General features: G+C 52.3%; 14 protein-coding genes and 1 riboswitch. Of the genes, 1 reads left to right on the forward strand and 13 read right to left on the reverse strand.

Translation table 11 applies throughout. The features are described from left to right. Positions 1 to 59: 59 nt before the first annotated feature. On the reverse strand, positions 60 to 1,013 hold the full coding sequence (locus AC3WT9_RS11500; RefSeq protein ID WP_341379168.1) for a DMT family transporter: 954 nt from the start codon (positions 1,011 to 1,013) through the stop codon (positions 60 to 62). A 129-nt stretch (positions 1,014 to 1,142) separates the two neighbouring features. Next, positions 1,143 to 1,292, reverse strand: a riboswitch (FMN riboswitch). A gap of 206 nt (positions 1,293 to 1,498) precedes the next feature. On the opposite strand from AC3WT9_RS11500, the gene AC3WT9_RS11505 reads away from it, so the two are divergent. Next, entirely contained in the window at positions 1,499 to 2,671 is a 1,173-nt protein-coding gene (locus AC3WT9_RS11505; protein ID WP_341094625.1) for a PstS family phosphate ABC transporter substrate-binding protein, read from the forward strand. A gap of 154 nt (positions 2,672 to 2,825) precedes the next feature. Here AC3WT9_RS11505 and AC3WT9_RS11510 read toward each other — a convergent pair whose 3' ends face one another. The 12 genes from AC3WT9_RS11510 to AC3WT9_RS11565 all read right to left on the reverse strand — a co-directional run bounded on the left by AC3WT9_RS11510 (position 2,826) and on the right by AC3WT9_RS11565 (position 18,784). After that, on the reverse strand, positions 2,826 to 4,307 hold the full coding sequence (locus AC3WT9_RS11510; protein WP_341379169.1) for a carboxylesterase/lipase family protein: 1,482 nt from the start codon (positions 4,305 to 4,307) through the stop codon (positions 2,826 to 2,828). Between the two features lie 20 nt (positions 4,308 to 4,327). Beyond that, on the reverse strand, positions 4,328 to 5,482 hold the full coding sequence (locus AC3WT9_RS11515) for an AI-2E family transporter (protein ID WP_340897385.1): 1,155 nt from the start codon (positions 5,480 to 5,482) through the stop codon (positions 4,328 to 4,330). A gap of 262 nt (positions 5,483 to 5,744) precedes the next feature. Then, positions 5,745 to 5,960 carry a phosphorylase family protein gene (locus AC3WT9_RS11520; protein WP_341094627.1) on the reverse strand — a complete coding sequence of 72 codons (216 nt, stop codon included), beginning with the start codon at positions 5,958 to 5,960 and terminating at the stop codon, positions 5,745 to 5,747. Positions 5,961 to 5,975: 15 nt separating this feature from the next. Then, entirely contained in the window at positions 5,976 to 6,707 is a 732-nt protein-coding gene (locus tag AC3WT9_RS11525) for an SDR family NAD(P)-dependent oxidoreductase (protein WP_341094628.1), read from the reverse strand. Between the two features lie 40 nt (positions 6,708 to 6,747). Then, complete coding sequence (locus AC3WT9_RS11530) at positions 6,748 to 7,557, reverse strand: GNAT family N-acetyltransferase (protein WP_341094629.1); 810 nt, start codon at positions 7,555 to 7,557, stop codon at positions 6,748 to 6,750. Between the two features lie 410 nt (positions 7,558 to 7,967). Then, on the reverse strand, positions 7,968 to 9,845 hold the full coding sequence (locus AC3WT9_RS11535; protein WP_341094630.1) for a DUF2264 domain-containing protein: 1,878 nt from the start codon (positions 9,843 to 9,845) through the stop codon (positions 7,968 to 7,970). 389 nt (positions 9,846 to 10,234) lie between these two features. After that, positions 10,235 to 10,570, reverse strand: a complete 336-nt coding sequence (locus AC3WT9_RS11540; RefSeq protein WP_341379170.1) for a hypothetical protein — start codon at positions 10,568 to 10,570, stop codon at positions 10,235 to 10,237. A 54-nt stretch (positions 10,571 to 10,624) separates the two neighbouring features. Next, the gene (locus tag AC3WT9_RS11545) at positions 10,625 to 11,761 is read right to left on the reverse strand and encodes a glycoside hydrolase family 88 protein (RefSeq protein WP_341379171.1); all 1,137 of its coding nucleotides are present in this window, start codon (positions 11,759 to 11,761) and stop codon (positions 10,625 to 10,627) included. Between the two features lie 156 nt (positions 11,762 to 11,917). Next, a complete protein-coding gene (locus tag AC3WT9_RS11550; protein ID WP_341379173.1) occupies positions 11,918 to 13,843 on the reverse strand; it encodes a hypothetical protein in 1,926 nt (641 codons plus the stop codon). 31 nt (positions 13,844 to 13,874) lie between these two features. Further along, positions 13,875 to 15,488, reverse strand: a complete 1,614-nt coding sequence (locus AC3WT9_RS11555; protein WP_341379174.1) for a response regulator transcription factor — start codon at positions 15,486 to 15,488, stop codon at positions 13,875 to 13,877. Further along, on the reverse strand, positions 15,481 to 17,292 hold the full coding sequence (locus AC3WT9_RS11560) for a sensor histidine kinase (protein WP_341094637.1): 1,812 nt from the start codon (positions 17,290 to 17,292) through the stop codon (positions 15,481 to 15,483). Before AC3WT9_RS11560 ends, AC3WT9_RS11555 begins: the two co-directional genes overlap by 8 nt. A 97-nt stretch (positions 17,293 to 17,389) precedes the next feature. Then, positions 17,390 to 18,784: an extracellular solute-binding protein gene (locus AC3WT9_RS11565; protein ID WP_341094638.1), complete on the reverse strand. Its 1,395-nt coding sequence runs from the start codon at positions 18,782 to 18,784 to the stop codon at positions 17,390 to 17,392. Positions 18,785 to 18,861: the final 77 nt, after the last annotated feature.

Consider the following 18,861-nt stretch of genomic DNA (forward strand, 5'->3'; position numbering starts at 1 on the left):
AAAGCCCCGGGGGTTCTCCCCTCAGGCCTACTTTATATTACTCAGAAAGCCGCCTCCCTCTAATCGAGTGCTTCCTGACGGCTCTGTTGATTAGAGATAAGAAATAGTGCGGTCCAAATCAGCGCGAAGCCGATAATTTGCGGCAAGGTTACCAGCAGACCGAAGAAAATCCAGTTGATCAGAATTCCCGTCATCGGGAAGCTGAGCTCTGCCAAGGTGGCAACGGAAGCTTTGGTGGTGTTAAGACCTTTGTAATACAGCAGCATACTGAGCAGTCCGGGCAGCAGTGCCTGCAGCAGCAGATTGATCGCAATCGCCATTGAAGCGCCCAGTCCGCCGTGTACCTGCCAGGGAGCACCCTCCATAGCAGTGACGACGAACAAGAGAGGCAATGCGAGAATGAACCGCAGTGAAGTCACCGTTTCATACTTCATTGAACCCAGCAAATAGCGGCCCATTACTGTAGATCCGCCCCACAAGGCAGCGGCACCGAGCGCCAGCAGACTGCCGACACTGATGAAGCTGTTCACATGTCCGAAGGGTGCGGTCCAGCCAAAGGTCAGCAGATAAGTCCCTGCCAGCGCAATCACTATAAGCGGTCCGAAATTTCGGGGCAGGCGTTCTTTAAGGATGACAGCCGCCAGTCCGATGGCAAAGATCGGCTGCAGCTTCTGCAGCAGAAGCACCGCATTGAGGTCTCCGCTGGACAAGGCTTTGGTGAAGAGAATCGTAGCCACGGCGGAGCCGCCCCATGATACAACCATTAACGCTCCGGCCTGACGCAGACGAATTCCTTTCAGTTCAGCGCGATGCCGCCAAAGTACCGGCGCGGCAGCCAGAAAGAGCACAACATGCTCCAGGAGAACGATCTGTGAAGAGGTCATTGATTTGAGCAGGATGATGCGGAACAGCGGATCGACGCCCCATAACGCCGCTCCCAGCACAACCAGCCAGAACCCGCCGCGCAGCGGCGCCTGGCGCATCTCTGAAGTTGAAGCAGTTACATTACTCATTCTTCCATTCTCCTTGTCGATACAAACCCTCGATAAGAGACCAAAAACCCCCGCGCTGCCTTCTGAGGGGCAAACATCGGGGGTCATTATCAATAAAGACCATCAGGAATAAACCTGTCGTCTTTATCTTATGATCCTCTCCCATCCGGACTTTACCGTCGGCTCTGGAATGTCACCAGATCAGTCCTTTCCGCTGCTGTCAGCGAGAAGGAGTCGCGGGCTGAGTTCGCTTTGAACATCACCGCCGGTCAGGAATTTCACCTTACCCCGAGAATCTTGTATTCCGTTATTTTTTTCACAATCTTAGGATACTCCCGTTTATGAATTCCGTCCAGTATTTCATGAAAAAATTATATTATTTCCATTCACCACCGCATTTCGCGCCCTCTAAATGATATTTTTTTGTAATTCCTGCTGAATTCATTAAGTTATAATAGAATTATGTGAATTATCCATATTCTTCATCCAATGAAAGAGAGGCCCTTATGAAAAGACCACTTGGAACAAACTTGCCGTTATCATTTATCGCTGTAGCCGCTATTGCATTTGCCGAAACTATCGCCTTTTTCGCTATCTCCTTGTTTGGAGGGATGCAATTTTATGCCCCGCTTTCCGCCGTTGTCGCTTTTGCCCTTGCAGTTTATGCGGTGCTGGCGATCTTTGACTTGTTCAATCTGCGTATCCGGCGGATCGTGCTCGCCTCTTTCGCCGGGGTATGTCTACTGGCGGCAGGCGTTTATGAAATCAACCAGGCTTATGTGAACAGCCTCGCTGAAGTGAATGACCGGGAGATTTCTCTGGAGAAATATAAACCTTTCCAGCCGGAATCCAAGATAGCCATACTGGACCAAACCTCCACTTATAAGATCACAGACGAGCTTCCGCGGCTAGACGGTGCAACCGCACTCTACCCGCTATATTCCGCTTTTGTTCAAGCCGTCTACCCGAAGGACGACTATAGCGTATATGATTTTGAGAGCAGTACGGTAGTCTGCACTTCGACCTCCACTGCTTATGACCGTCTGATCGAAGGAGATACGGATATTATTTTTGCAGCAGCCCCCTCTCTCTCCCAACAGAAATCAGCCAAAGCAGCCGGCAAAGAGCTAGTTCTTACGCCTATTGGCCGCGAGGCCTTTGTCTTCTTCGTTCATAAGCGGAACAAGGTGGACGGATTGACCACACAGCAAATCAAGGATATCTATTCCGGCAAGCTGACGAATTGGAAACAAGTAGGCGGCAAACGGGACTCGATCCGGGCGTTCCAGCGGGAAGAAAACAGCGGCAGCCAAACCATGCTTGAGAAAATCATGGAGGGTACCCCGCTCATGACAGCTCCGCAAAAAGATGTTATGGATGTGATGAGCGGCATTATCAGCCAGACCGCCAGCTACCGGAATTATAAAAATGCTCTTGGCTTCAGCTTCCTGTTCTACGCCTCGGAGATGAACAGTAATAACGAGATCAAGCTGCTCGCCGTCGACGGGGTTGAGCCCAGCAGGGAGAGCATTCGCAGCGGAGCCTATCCTTTTGCCTCCGAATTTTATGCCGTAACCGCCGGAAGCACCAATCCGCATATCCAGCCTTTTCTGGATTGGGTAGTTTCTCCCGAGGGTCAGGAACTGGTGGCAAAGACCGGCTATACCCCGGTAAAATAAGCTTCGGACTACTCCCTACCCCAAACGCAGATACATAAAAAGGCAGCAGGTTCCCGCATACCCGGGTCCCTGCTGCTTCTCTATAATGCCGATCTTCTTTGTACACAAGCATATCTGACTGCTGCTACTCTGACAACGTCCCGGTAGATGAGCCTTAAGGCGAGTTCTCTTGTGCTGACAGCAGCCGTGTCCGCTTCTTTCGGTCCGGATCAGCCACGATGCGGATATCCTGCTCAAAGATCAGGGTAGCGCGGTCTTCCAGTGTATACTGCGGCCAAGACAGGTCTGGCACCGACGGATCGCCACGGTGGGCAAAGGCTGTCCAGGCGTAGAGCATCGCATCCGACAATCGCTCCATGGCAGGAGTAACCTCTACTCCATAATGCGCCATATGCGATAAATTATTAAATACATAGCAGATTTCCGCACTGTGCACAGCCTTCTCGAGCAGCGGATGGCCGGGTATGGTCCAGTCGAACCGGTACATCCATACCGGGGCATAGCGATGCTGCCGCTCAGCGATAGAAATGGAGCTGTCCCAGAAATAGAGGTCCGTCAGAAAATCAGCCTGTCCCTCCACGGTCTTGGGATAATGGAGCGCGAGTTCAGCCAGATTCTCTACTCCCATCATCATTTCCAGAGCTTGAAGTGACTGGTCAAAGTTCTCTGCCGAACCACTTCCCCGGAAGAACAGGTTGCCCTCATGAAGATTCGTCCCGATCACAAGCGGTATACCGCTTGCTGCACCCTCTGCAATAGCCTGCGCCGGATCTGCCGGCAAAGTATCCGGCTCAATAACGGGCTGGAACAGCATACTCATCGCATTGCCGGACAGCTTGTAAACCATCGCCCCTGCTGCCTTCAATATTTGCTCTGCCGGGAGTGTGTCCAGCAGTGTGGTATCGCCGCCTGGACGAATCCCGAGCTCGGCCAGAAAAGCTGCGCCAATCTCTTCACCTTGCTGCGCCTTCAGGGTCTGTGCAGCCCCGCTCTGCATAATAGCTCCGGCAAACAAGCCTTGTGCCGCAGGCATCGCCAGCAGCGCGGCAATACTCATGCTGCCCGCAGACTCGCCGAAGAGGGTAACCCGTTTCGGGTCGCCGCCAAACGCGGCAATATTGCCCTGCACCCATTGCAGTGCGGCAATTTGGTCCAGCAGACCGGCATTGGAGGCCAAGCCGCCGCCAAACGGCGACAAATGCATGAAACCGAACGGTCCCAGCCGATAATTGACTGTAACCACAATGACCTTTCCTTTACTGGCCATATGGGTACCTTCGAACATCGGCTGGCTGCCGGCTCCGGTTACAAAAGTGCCCCCATGAATCCATACCATGACCGGCAGAGCTTCACCTTCAGCCGCTGGCGACCAGATGTTCAGGTACAGGCAATCTTCGGAATATTCAGGAGTTGTACCTCCGAATCGGGTACTGCCGGTACTGACAGGCTGATGGCTGACCGGGCCGAATTCGCTGGCCTCTCTAATAGAATTCCATGGCTCCGGCGGCTGTGGCGCGCGAAATCGCAGCTCACCTACAGGCGGGGCGGCAAAAGGAATTCCGCGCCAGATGTTCACACCGTCACTTTGTGTTCCTTGCAGCTTCCCATATAATGTATCTGCCACGGGTCCTGTCATAAAACAATCATCCTCTCGCTTTATTCCTTTTTTTCTTCGATCACTTGATATAATCCGGAGCGGAAACGGAACCACTGGAAGACATGGGTAACGACCACCTTCAGCACGGCATAACCCGGAACAGCCAGGATAATGCCAAGCACGCCGAACATTTTACCGGCAAAAATAATGACGAAAATTATAGTAATCGGATGTATCTTCAGCGACTTGCCCATGATCTGCGGTGAAATAAATTTACCTTCAATCAGCTGGACCGCAGTCCAGACGAAGATCATTTTCAACAGCATGAAAGGAGAAGTTACCATCGCAACGATTAAGGCTGGAGTAATGGCAATGGCCGGACCCAAATAGGGAACTACCGCCGTACAGGCTGCAACGATCGCCAGCACCAGGGAATACTCCAGCCCGATAATCAAATACCCGATATAGAGCAGCGCACCGATGCAGCAGCTTACGATAATTTGTCCGCGGATATAGGAAGCCACCTGGCTGTTCATTTCGGACATTACTTCCCGAGTCTGCGGCTGCAAGCCTGTAGGGATGAACCTCATCAGGTAATCAGGCAGCTTTTTGCCGTCACGGAGCAGGTAGAACAGGATAAATGGCGTGGTTACCACAGCCAGAACAATTTCGGTCAATGCCCCAACGAAGCTGCCAACGCCATTCACTGCGTTATTCAGAAAGGAGGTAGCCCATGTTGTCACCTTGCTGGTGATATTAGTGAAGTCCATGCCAATATTCTCCTGAATGCGCTCGAACTGCTCACTGCCGGTCAGATTAACGAATTCCTGCTGAATCTGCTCACTGTATTTAGGGAAATTATCAATCAGTCCAAGCAGCTGGGTGCGGATTATCGGAATGACTGTCAGCAGAATTAGTGTAATAATCCCGGCGATCACCAGATACAGAATCACAATCCCATAGGCACGCTTCACTTTACTTCTTCTCTCCAACCGGTCAACCAGCGGATTCAGCAAATAGTAGGCGATTCCGGAGAGCAGCAGCGGAGCCGCCACTGTGTGCAGCAGGACCGATATCGGCTTGAAGATAAACGGAACCTTGGAGAACACTAGAATCGTAACCCCGATAAGTAAAATAATCAGTAAAGAAACCACAAATTTGTTATTTAAAAAAAACTTTTTAAACCTCTCAGGCCATACCTGCACCCTCTCCATTACTGCTTTCCCCCTAATACAAAGACTTATCTGTAAGTGTGATAAATTGCACTTGCTATTAGCATAGTCAACGCAGGGGTTGCAAGTCAAATTTTCAGCACTTGCCCCCCTCTATGGAATTCCGCACCTTTTACGCTGCGTTTTTGAAAGCTCCAGATCCAGATGTCATCCTCAAATCAAAGGTTTATGTAAACTTACCAGCAGCTTTTCCACTAGGCACAATGCATTCAGGGAGACCGATTCCACATGGGTTTCAAAGCTTTCAACACTTTCTTCGTCCGCATATGTCAATCAGCACCTGCGTCGCAATGCAGGCGTTGACTTTACCCACCCCGCAGATTACCAGAACCACTTGAGCCTCTCCGTAGAATCCGGAATAGAATTTCAGGGATGCTTTTTCATAAACCGAATCTATATAACATTTCTTTATCAGATGTTCAATTTCTTCATCCGATGGTCCTATTACACGAGAGATCACAAAAACAACCTCCCGTCAGCGTAAATAACAGCCATTGTTAATATCAAACGTTGCACCGGTATAAGCCCTTGACTTTCTGCTCAACAAAAAAACAACACTTTCGGCAATCTCTTCTGCCAGCAGCGGCTCCTTAGTCAATTGATGCTCCAGATATTCCGTCTGTCTCCAATCGGGAATATGGCTCATCATCGGTGTATTCGTCATTGTCGGCGCAACCGCGTTTACGCGGATATAGGGGGCGAAGTTCATCGCGCAGCTCTTCGTCAAACCCAGAATAGCCGCTTTCGACAAGCCGTAAACGGCATCCGAGCTTCCCTCCTGTCCGGATACGGACGACATGTTGACGATTGCGCCTTGGCGACGGCTTCCTAGCAGCAGCCTGCCGAACATCTGAGAGAAATAGACATAACCTTTCACGTTGATATCCAGCACCCGATCTATTTCATCAGGGGCATACTCAAGGATACTTTTGCCCAAATAGATGCCTGCATTGTTGACCAAACCATTGATATCCGCATGCTGCTGCTCTATATAGGCAAAGAATTGTTTCACCTCGCGGTGATGACTGGCATCCAGCCGATAGGCGGACAACTTGCCGGAAGCCATTTCCGATTCCAACTGCTCCAGCGCCGGGCCGTTGATATCGCAGGCTATGACGCCCGCACCCTCCCGCAGACCAAGCCGGACAATTTCCCTGCCAATCCCGGAAGCGGCTCCGGTTACTATAATTTTCATGGCATTCAGCATATGATCTGTCTCCTTGTTCCACAGCGGCTTTACAGCTGCTTCAGTCGAATTTAATATCTGCAATTTGCCCTGCTTCCACAAATCCTACAGCTTGGTAGACCTTGTTGGAATCCGGGTTTTTGTCGTCTGCGTACAGCACCGGAGTTAAGCCTTCGGCGAGCAAAATTTGGCATAGTTCAGCCACGGCTGCGCTGGCATACCCTTGTTTACGGTGAGTGCGCGGCGTATAGACATTATTAATCCGGACATGTCTCGCCGAGCGGTGTGCGATGGCCGCCATTGATACGGGCACACCTTCCACAACCCACAAATACAGGTTGCCGGCACGAACCGCTTCATCCGCATAGGAAAGAAAATTCTCCTGCTGCTCAGAAGTCCCAAAGGCATCCTCTACGAATCGGGCTGTAAACTCCGCGATCACCGGAATATGGGCCTCACCGGCCTGCAACAGCGACCCACTGACATGACCGGGTTTCCGCACCTCCGGGCAATGGTAAGCTTTTAGCATCATATAGGTATGATGAAGTTTCCCTTTGGCCGCGCAAAAAGCTTCCGCGAATGCCTTAGCCGTCTCCGGCTCTGCGCTGATTCCAGGGATTCCGCTATCCTTCACCCGTTCCGCCAGCTGCCGCACCAAATCATCTCGCTGCTGTACTTCAAGCTCCTTCGAAACCCATAACCAGGCATTGTGACCTGTCGATTGGGTGAAGATCAGTTGATCATCAATGCTTTTGAGCTTGATCGCATCCGCGTACTCCGTAATGCGGTGAATCAGATTATGTAGAACCTCCTCTTGCTTAAACCCACTGCTATACAGCACTCTATCATCCGGCTCAAAATTCTCAAACATCTCTCAACCCCCTAATTTTTCCTTTATTTCAATCATAATGCGCCTGCCGGAAAAAATAAACAGCCCTTCACCAGAATATCCGGTTCGGGCTGTTGGTCAAACCGCCAGGTTTCGCCAATTGGCGTACTTGTTGGGCATTGGGAAAGTAACGGGAATAATACCCTTTACTTTCATCAGAATCCCGATTACCGGGAGGGTAGCGGGAATTCCTAACGGTAATTAAGTCGAATTCCCCTGCTACGTAATATATTGAAATTTTAGCGGGCTGATTTCCCGGCAACAGCTCTATTTCACTAAATAAGCCTAATACAGCGGTAACTATTCCCGTTACTGTGGTACCTGCTGGCCAACCCTCACCCTCTGGGTGCCCTCTCCGCCAGCCAGCCTGAATGTTGTACCGACGGGAGATTCTACTTATCCAGCGGTATGGTGATGCTCTGGCCGGTATGAGTAGCAACCCGGATTTCATGCCCTGTCAGCTCCACACCGAGAAGCTGCAACGGGTCACCTGCTGGTTCGGCAGCCATAGCCTCGTCTCCTTCACCGCTGTCTCCCGGCTCGCCATACACGGCCGAAATCAGCCAGTGGGTCCCGGGAGCAAGCTTAGCCTGCAGCGTCGGTATGACTGTCCGCGGCCGCAGCACATTGGTATTGGTATGAGGACGGATCAGCACTGCTTCGCTGTAGCCGGCCAAGCCGAGAATGCCGCTGGTGCCATGGCTGCTGATCGCTGTCATACCTGCTCCTTCAGCAGGAAGTATCTCATGCAGTCCAGGCTCCAGCGCCAAGGCAAAACCGCCTTCTGCGGCATCCAGTGTTCTTTCTGTTTCTACCCGGTGAATCCGGATATGCCAGGGAAGACCAGCCACAACCCAGGTCTGCACCTCCACATTGGACCACGGCTTCCATCTGGAGAAGAGCAGATTGTCTTCAATCCGCGTCTCTTCATTTTGTCTTCTCACCCGGTACAGATTATCGCCCGCCTCGCTGAGCGCCAGCATGGAATCAAATGCGCCCTGGGAGATTCCCCATTCCGAACGGGGAACGCTGAACCCAAAAGCAGTGGAATAAGCGAACTTCTCATATTTGGCCGAAGTATGGGTATGCTCATTGGTGCCTTTATGCCCGCTGTTGAAGGCGACGACATGATCGCTTTCTGCCCGGCGGCAAATAACAAGATGAGCAGGCTGCTGCACGGCTAGTGCTTCAAGCTCCGGAAGCGGCAGCTCCTCCGCCTGCCAGAAGGGATGGTAATCCGGCAGGGCCAGCGGCAGGAAGAATTTCAAGGACCAATACGGCGACCCCGGCGAGTTATAGTTCTCGGCCATCACCAGGTTGGGATAGGTATAACCGATGTTCAATACGCCGTCCGCGTTCAGAATATCCTGCTGGAACCACCAGCGTAAGTTGCGCAGAACGATCCCTTTGACAACACCATAAGGCACAGCTTCAACTCCTGCATAAGCAAGGGCCCCCCAGAAGGCCGATTGGGCGAACCGGTAGGTCAAGCTGCGGCCATACGGAAGCGCGGAGCCGTCCGCAGCAAACCAATAGATGAATTCAGCAGCGAACTTTCCGGCCCGTTCCCTGAACACGCTTGCCCGCTCAGGATCTTCCTCACCCATCAGTTCGGCATAGAGCAGCCCGTAGAAATGGATGGCGAACGGAACATAATAATCACTATGACCGCCGATCCCGTCGCTGTACCAGCCATCGGTCAAGTAGAAATCATCCATGCGCCGCAGATTCTGCTCCAGTTGATCGGCATCATACGGTAGGCCAGCCTTGCGGAAGCCTAGATTAACCAGCACATTAAAGAAGAGCCAATTGCAGTCATAACAAGGATGTGAGTTCATCTGGTTCAGCCAATTGAACAAATTCCTCTGCTCCCGTTCGCTCAGCGGCCCCCAGATCCGGTCCGGGATCAGCGCCAACCCGTAGCCAAATGCTGCCATCTCCACAAGGCGCTGGTCATAATCACCGACCTCACCCCAGTATTCCTTATGCTCCGGGTCGGTCCCGTTGCGGATGCCGTCCAGCAGCATCTCCCACATGTCATCTTCGCCGCCACCGGCCAGAAACGGCACAAATCCCCATAATACCCGGGAGAAGCCCTCCATTTCGGCAATATCGGGCCCGTAATGAACTCCGGTTACCCCCAGCTTCAGACGGGCACGTCCCTCACTATAGTAAGGCTTAAGCGGATAGGCCAGCTGACGGAAAGCATTTTGCATATCTTCTTTTGTGACCAGCGGATTAGCCCCAATTGGTCCCCATTGGCTACTCATCGACATCACTCCTAATTGCTTCTCGAATTTTTATAGAGTCAGGCTCCAACTATACACGTTCAGAATCGATGCGCTCACTGATGCAACTTTTGCTGTGCTGTTGGTGTTTTCCGATCATCTTCTGCGGTCCCATCGCACCGCCAATGCAATATATAGCAACCTCATCCGTGCTCATGCTCGCTGCTTTAACTTCAGCAAACCATCCGCAAACACTAGTGCAATTTCTAGCAACCTCATCGGGTCTGACCAATGTTTCTACTAGCACTCCATCCGCGCTCGCTGGTGCTACTTCCAGCAAACCCGCCACGCTCGCTAATGTACCTAAGCAACCTATTTCCACTCCCTAACCACACTCACCACCAGTAACCTACATCCCAGCAATATCCCCCTTACTCACCAGCATATCTTCTGGCATCGTCATCGGCACTCACCAGTGCATCTTCCAACAATCTCGTCAGCACTCTCACCAACGCATCTTCTTGGAAAGCTGCTCCTTCCACCAGCGTCTGCTGCTCTGCGGACTCCAGTGACGTTATTTTGCAATAATGGCCTCTTCGCACGAACGACAGGACAGATGACGCTATCCCTAGTAAAAGTCGATGATTTAGTTGATCTACGAGCAAATAAGTGCGCTGGAGTCCGGCAAGCAGGCCAAGCAAGCGAAATCCGGAAAATAAGAACTCTGGAGTCCGCAGCTTCTCTGCGTATCCACTGCCTGCTCCCAAAAAACGTGTTGCCCACGAATTCCCCCCCTATTCCCACAGCATGACGGTGGGCGCTTACTCCCAATAGAACGGGCCATTCCCCTTCAGCCGTGCCAGTCCTTCGACATAGAAGAAGTCTCCGTAAATAAGGGGAACATCAATGTTTGTTCCGGCCGGATAATTGCTCGTACCATGGAGGATCAATCCCTCCTCGGCGTCGTTGTCCCAGGTGCCGTAATTGCGGTAGAGCGATTCCAGCATCCGGATCGCAGGCTCCCGGTAGACCGGTGCCTCGGTCTCTCCGACTTTGTCGGCAAGCAGCAGCAAACCGCTTGCCGCACAAGCGCCGGCTGACGAATCGCGGAAGCCGCGCGCTTCTCCGGGTGCGCGGAAATCCCAGTGCGGGACGTGGTCCTCCGGCAAACGGGCCAGGAAGAAATGGGCCACCTTCTGGGCGGTATGGAGATATTCAGCCTTGCCGGTATGATGGTAGGCCAGCGTCAGTCCATAGATCGCCCAGGCTGTGCCGCGGGACCAGGCCGACCCGGCGGCATAACCCTGGCCGCCGATGCCTTCGAGGAATTCGCCGGTTACGGGATCGAAACGGACAATATGATACACGGAGCCGTCCGGGCGGATGAAGTGCTTCACGACCGTGTCCATATGTGCTTCGGCAATATGGCGGTAACGCGGATCTCCGCTGGTCTCCGCTGCCCAGAAAAGCAGCGGCATGTTCATCGCACAGTCTATGATCGCGTATCCGCGGTTATCTTCGCCTTCATACCAGGGATTCCAGGCCCGGATGTAGCTGCCTTTCAGATTAAAACGGGCCGCGAGGAAATTCGCTGCCTTCAACGCTCTAACCTTGGAATCCTCGCTGGCTAGCAGCTTGTAGGAAGCCACGCTGGTCAAAGTCCACATAAAGCCCAGATCATGGTCAAGTCGGACATAATCATTCAGAACCTGGTCCAGCTGTTCCTCACAGTCCTCTGCCAGCGCGCGCAAAGACTCGTCCTTGCTGTCGTTATACAGAAGCCACAGCTGTCCCGGCCAGAAGCCGGCTGTCCACCAGTACGGCTGGGCCAGTTCATATTGGCCGCCTTGACTGGCATGGGGAAAGCCCACGCCGATTCTCCGGCTGTTCTTCCGTGTCTTCTCCAGTGCCTTGCTCCACGCTTCCTCTACCCAGCCCAGCTTTGTTTCCGCTGTCATCTCTAGCCACCGCCATTCATTGTTTTGGATGATACATGTTGAACTCTAGATTTCCATATTAGATCGGGTTGTAACTGCGGGGGATGTTTGAACTTCCGGCCGCTGTTGTCCCCAGATTTCTTCTATTGAACCGCTCATCACGGTTGAAAGTCATATTTAGTCCAGGAATCTGAATTCAAAATGATATCTTTCATGCTTACCCGGCTTCCCGGCATAAAAATCCAGACCATACCAAGTCTTCACCTTACCGAAATGGTCGTTATAGCTATGCACGGAAATTTCGGGCTTCAGCTTCGCAATGTCATAGCTGATACGCAACCCACGCTGCCCCTGCCCAGCTGCTCGTCCATTCGCCTGACCATGTTCCTGTCCATCTGCTCCTCTATTTGCCTTTCCATGAGCTTGTCCATCATCTGCCTGTCCCTGTCCCTGTTCATACCCATCTCCATCTCCCTGCCTCTCAAGCAGCACCGTATCTTCCTCCAGAACAGGCGGAATAAAGGTAATAAACCGTTCAACCAGCGCCGCTGGAGCTTCCGCAAACCGGAATTCATCAGTCATCGCAAGTACAGGAGGATTAACGCCTGTCTCCCATTTGAAGCGGCGTGTTAAGCCCTCCAAGCTGCCAACACGGTATGCACGGGTCAAATCAAGCTCCAGCACATCACTGCCGTCCCCGGCCTTCGCTTCCTGAACTTCAGCATAAGCCTCCGCTCCCGCAACCTGGTACTGCCCGTCTATAATTGGCACGCTATGGCCTTGAGAACCGTTGCAATCATAGGAGTACCGCTCTGTTCCGAAGTAACCTGAAGTGTATTCCCCGCTGCCCAGCTCGGAAATATATACCGTTCCTTCTCCCTGCAGGATAAATCCCCCGAGGTCATTGTGGTTATGAGGTTCGTCATTGTTGCCGCCCTTGGCAGCAAACCCGAAACCGCCATCCGTACCCGAATGACGGGACAACAGCCACTGCGCATCCGGAAGATAATAGCTGGCGCTGCCCCAATCTCTTTGTCCTTCCTCCGGCTTACGCCAGATCAGATTACGCAGCGCAGGAGCCCACCGGCTGCAGTGATCCTCAGTGTAAGCGGCTCTAAGCGACAGCGGAGGTACCTCCACTTCAGGATACGCGGAAGCCAGATAATGGCTGAGTCCTAGAAATACATGGCCTAACTCCAGTGAATCGGAGAAGTTCGCCACAAGCTGCCCGCCGAGAAAACATTTCTGCTGGAAGGCCGCGATGCTGCCTACCTTCTCACGCCGGAACCAATCCAGCTGCCCCCGGCTTTTTTGGCGAAGCAGATCAGCATAGTAGACGAAATAGCCAAATCCGTAATTCCAGTACCCCAACCCTTCAAGACAAGCGCCGTCTTCACCAAAGCCCTGCAAGTAATATTCCATGCTGCCCTGCACTTTGTACAGGATCTCGGTAAGCGTTTCCTTATCTTCCATCAGCAAAAGTGCCGCCGAGCCTATAGAGCCGGAACAAACCGCCGACCAATTATGGGTGGAAGTCTCCCAATGATAGGGTCCGCAGGTTAAGTACGGTACGAACAGCCGCTTATCTATCTCTGCCTTGATCCGGGCCCGCAGCAGGGCAGGCAGCCGTTCGCCAAGAAGACAATTGATTTCGCTGAGTGCAAAGCCTGTCTCTGCCGAGAACAAATCAATCGTCTCTGTGATGCCGGTATCTCCCAGATGAGCGGGGAGACACCAGGTATATTCGTTGCAGATGCTCCACACAATCTCACACACCGCCGTTAAATGCTTCTCCCGCCCGGGTTCCAGCAGCGCCAGCAGAACAGCCGTATTCAGTATTCGCCTGCGCTCGAAATAGACCCGCTCATATTCCAGCCTTGAACCCGTGCGGGCAAAGCTGGAGAACAGCTCATACGTAAGCTCAGGAATAGGAACATCATTCAGCCGTTCGCCTTCCCGGCGGATCTCCGCAAGCTCATCACAGTATAGCAGTGATTCCAGCACATAACTCCAGAATGTCTTCTGATCACCTTCAGGATAATACAACCGGACATCCGACGGTTCCATCGCTGCAATAATGGGATGCAGTTCAATCCTTTGCATATTACGCCGCCTTTCCTGGCACACCTGAATATCAGCCCCGGTATTCCACGGGTGTAACTCCGGCATGCGACTTGAATGTCTTAATAAAATAGCTCTGGTTGTCATACCCAAGCTGCTCACAGATCTCACCGACCGTAGAGTTCGTTCCGTCCAGCAGTTCCTTGGCCCGTTCCATCTTCAGCTTGGTTACATATTCGATAAAAGTAGTGCCGGTTTCCTTCTTAAACAGCCTGCTGAAATAGCTGGAATTCAGGTGCAAGTGATCCGCCACCTCATCCAGGCTGATTCTGGAGCCCAGACGCAGAGAGACATACTGGCAGGCTTCCATCACCTCAGCCCGTTTGCTTGCCCCGGCGCCCGCACCTTTGGCGCGGGCGATGGATTTCAGGTGATTATCGAGCCATTCCCGCAGGGCAGGCAGTGAATCAATATCCACAATCTCCTTATGCAGCGTATCCGCCGAATAAGCAGGCCGGACCGACTGCAGGGAATACAGCTTCAGCTTCAGATCGAGCAGCAGCTTCAGCGTCCAATCCTTAACCACTTCCGGTGCATACTTCTCCTGCCGGATCTGCGCTATCCATTTATCCGTTATCGTGCACGACAAATCAACGGACCTGCCCAGCAGCACCTCTCTCAGCTCCATACTGGCCTGGTCATAATGAGCGAACAGATTGTTGGTGTGGCTGCTGACCGGAGACTGCGGGGACTTCCGCTTCGCAATCTCCCCCTGCTCCAGATAGAAACGTTGTTCTTCCCCCGCCAGCAGTTGGCCAAGCTGTTGCTTCAGCCCCTCCGGCGAACCGGTCCCTTCTCCTGTAATGAAGGACATTTGAATCTTCAGCACCCTGAACAAGGTAGACTGGATCATCTTCAGCCCGGCGGCGGCTTCGGCATAAATATTGCCCTGAAGACCGGGCTTATAGGAGAATAACAAGAATGAAGACTTCACATTGTAACCGACATACAGCCCGCTCGGCTTCATTCCGTCCAGCACCTCATTCATCACATTGCATACAGCAAAATGCAGGGTCTGATCCGAGGAGAAGCGGTATTTCACATGCCGGTAGTCCTCAAGATAGGCGATCACCGGCAGGCAGCATTCTCCATTCTGGAACAATCCATATTCGGCAGCTTCATCCATCCATTTCTCCGGTGAAAGCAGCGGCTGGTGGATAAAATTCTTGATGCTCCGCTCCTTGCGCAGCTCCCGGGTCTCCCCGAACAAATGCTTGATCCGGGAATTCTCCCAGCCTGTCTTGGTTTCCTCATCCAGCGATTCCTTGAATCTGCGCAGGAGCTGCACCAGATCCTCCGGGTCCAGCGCATCCTTCAGCAAATAATCCTGCACATTCAGCCTCATCGCCTGCTGTGCGTACTGAAATTCGTTATGGCAGGAAAGAATGGCAATCCGCACCTCCGGCTTCAGCTCCTTCACGAGTGAAGACAGCTCCAATCCGTTCATCCGCGGCATCCCGATATCCGTAATCAGAATATCCGGCATCTCCAGCCGGGCATGCTCCCAGGCGTTCCAGCCATTCTCATGCGTCCCCATCAGACACAGGCCAAGCTCCTCCCAGCGGATACTTTCGGATAAAAGCTCAATTACAGGATAATCATCATCCACCAGCATGACTTTATACATCCCGGATCACCTCCCTGTGCGGAATAAACATCCTGATTGCTGTACCTTCCCCTGCTATGCTGCTGACTTCAATAGCAAATTCTCCGCCAAAAAGAATTCTCATCCGCTCGACCACATTATGCAGTCCCATGCCGGAAAAAGAGTCCTTAAGCTCTGCCTTCCCGGGAAGGCTCTCCGCTTCCAAGCTTATCTTGCGGGTAAGGCTGGATAATTCGCTGCTGTCCATCCCCCGCCCGTTGTCCTCAATCGTAAGCACGATGACCTTCTCTTCCACGACTGCCCGGATGCTGATCGTTCCCGGCTTTTGGCTGAGACCGTGAATGAGCGCGTTCTCGACAAGCGGCTGAAGAAAGAAACGTGGCACTTTAAGGAGAAAAGCTTCCGGATCAATATCCAGCTGAAGTGCGGCCTCTTCCTTCTGGCGCAGATTCATCAAACTGACATAATGGGAGACCAGATCGATCTCCTCATGCAGGAAAATCTCATCCTCCTCACGGCTGATCGTCATCCGCAGCAGCATGGACAGCGAACCGATCATTTTGGCGCTGTCCGGGTCTCCCCGCTTCATGACCTTCATCCGGATCGAGTTGAGCACATTAAAGAGAAAATGCGGGTTGATCTGGGCCTGGAGCATTTTAAGCTCCGCTTTTCTTTTGCGCGCCTGGGTATCGGACACTTCGGCTATCATTTCCTTGACCCGGTCCAGCATCTGATCGAACAGCAGGCCCAAACGCCCGATCTCGTCATTGCCCCGGACCCCCGAACGCACCAGCAGATTGCCCCGCTGCACTGCCGTTGTCACTTTGCCGAGTCGCACCAGCGGCTTCGTAAAGGCACGGACCAGCGTAATCAGCAGCAGCAGAAACACAAAAAAGGAAATGAGCTGTATGGTAAATACCCGGTTGAATATGGAGCTGATATCGACGATGCTCTGTGAATATGGCTGCATCAGCACAAGCCTCCAGCCGTTGAATGGAATCTGCTGCTGGGCGACCAGATACCGCTCTCCTGCTATGGATACCACAGTGGAATCCTTGAGATGATCCACAGCAGCGGTATATGGAAACGGCTTGCCGATACTTTCGGGATCGCCACCGGAGACGATCATGCCGGCACTGTCCAGCAGCGTCACCTTCTGGCCGGCGGAAAGATTGCCAAAAATCGAATGGAGCTGATCCTCCATAATCGTGACAATGGCATAGCCGTAAATCTCTGTGCTGTCCAGCCGCAGCGTACGGGCAACGGTCAACTGATACGGATGATCAAATTTGTCATAGGAGAAGTCGGTAGACTCGACACCTATCCAATAGGATTCCAGCCCTTTCAGTTCCATTAGCTTCTGGAACCAGGGCTTTTTCTTAAGATCCAGCGGATTGTAATCGCTAACAGAATAGTTCATATAGTAAGCATTGTTGGTCAGCAGAATCGTAACATAGCAGTTCTGGCCTACAACCGTAAGGGTATCAAGCTGCTCCAGCACCCGGTTACTGTCCATAAAGCGTTCATACTCATTGCCGCTGGCATTGCCCGAGGCCACCAGCTTGAAATAGGCTCTCAGCCCGGGATTGGTCTGCACGTAATTGGCAATGGTCACCATTCCCTTCAAGCTGTTCATTACTGAACCGCTCACCAGCTGCAGAGAATCCTCCGCATTTGAAACCGCTTGCCGTTTTACGGCCTCTTGGGTCAAGGAATTATAAATGATTAGTGTCAGAGCGGCTGGAACGAGAATACAAGCCACAGCTGCCAGGATCAGCTTATGGCGGATGGATTTAGGGGCAAGTTCCCTCAGTCTGCTAATCATATCGGATGTCCCCCTGAAACAAGTAGAAACGGTGCGCCTCCCCTTGAAGGAAGGCATCCGTTTCTGCAAGAAGTATAAGGTTAAAACATTATATCAATTATTTTTTGTTGGCAGCAATAATTTTGTCGACCCGCTCCTTGGCGTTTTTCACCGTTGTATCCACATCCTGATCGCCGAGGATCATTTTCTCGTATTCCTCATTGATCGCCTTGTAGACCTCAGCCTGGTAGGTGGCGGGTGGAATAATCGCCGAAGCTTTAGAAGCTACGAGAGTATCTACCAGTGACTTTTTGTCCACATTCTCCGGATTTTTGGTGCCGGTGAGAATCGTATCAATGATGCCTTCCACCTGATCGCTGGTCACCTTGCTCCAGGCCGGGATGTTTTTACCTTGGACAAGCTGTCCTTCCGTTGTGTACCAGCGTACAAATTTGTAAGCCGCTTCTTTATTCTTAGATTTGGCTGCCACAGCCACATAGTCTGTAGTAACCGGAGTCAGACCGTTTTCATCGCCTGCAGTGTTCTTAGGGAACGGGGCAACCGCCACATTAAAGTTCAAAGGCACCTTTTCCGTACCGCCAATTTCCGTGTTCATCCAGCTGCCGATCAGAATCATGCTGGCGGATTGGTTGAAGAATTGTGTCCGGTAGGCCAGCTTCTGGGAGATCATATCGGAATAGGGCACCGAGGATTTATCCTCTTTCTCCATCCGCAGTCTCAGCTCAAGCGTCGCCTTGAAGTTTGGATCGTCCAGATTGGACGTGCCATCGGCTTTGAGAAACTCGGAGTTCTGCGCTTGATTCTCCAGCTTCAGCTTCAGGAATTCCATCCAGCCGCCGGCTTGAGGGCCATGGAAGTAGGTTCCGTAGCGTTTCTCCGCACCTTCACCTTTAGTCAGCTTCTTGGCGTAGTCAGCAAAATCATCCCAGGTCCATTCGGCCGGCACCGCAAGACCCGCTTCGTCCAATTGGTCCTTGTTCAGCAGCACATACCATGGATTGAATTTACCCGGAAGCGCGAAGACCTTGCCGTCCAGATGGGTATCCACCTTGTAATCCTCTTCCACCTTATAGTTATCCTTGGCAATGTACTCATCCAGCGGTTCCGCCATGCCAAGCGCGACACGCTGCGCATAACCCGCCGCATCGCTGAACATCAGAATATCCATCTGGGCTGAGGACGCTGCCTCCAGATCCAGCTTTTTGAAGGCCTCCTGTGTATCTCCCTTCTCGCTGAGCTGTACCAGCTCAATCTTCACGCCCGGAGTTGCCGCTTCATAAGCCTCCAGCGTATGCTTCCAATTATAGGCTTCTTCAGTACCGTAGGTGTAGAGCCGCAGATTAGTGGTCTCGGTACTGCCGGAGGCCCCGCCGTTTGTGCCTGCAGTCGCTCCACCGTCCGCAGCATTGTTATTGTTATTACCGCCGCAGCCCGACAGCAGGCCTAACATCAGAACCCCCGTAATTGCTCCTGCCCATACTTTTGTTCTCATTTCTATAACCCTCCTCAAAGTTTTCTTCAGCTTTCACTTACTTGAAACTGACAACTGAATTATAGAATACGCTTTCA

This window comes from Paenibacillus sp. EB106-06-01-XG199, from assembly GCF_058791575.1.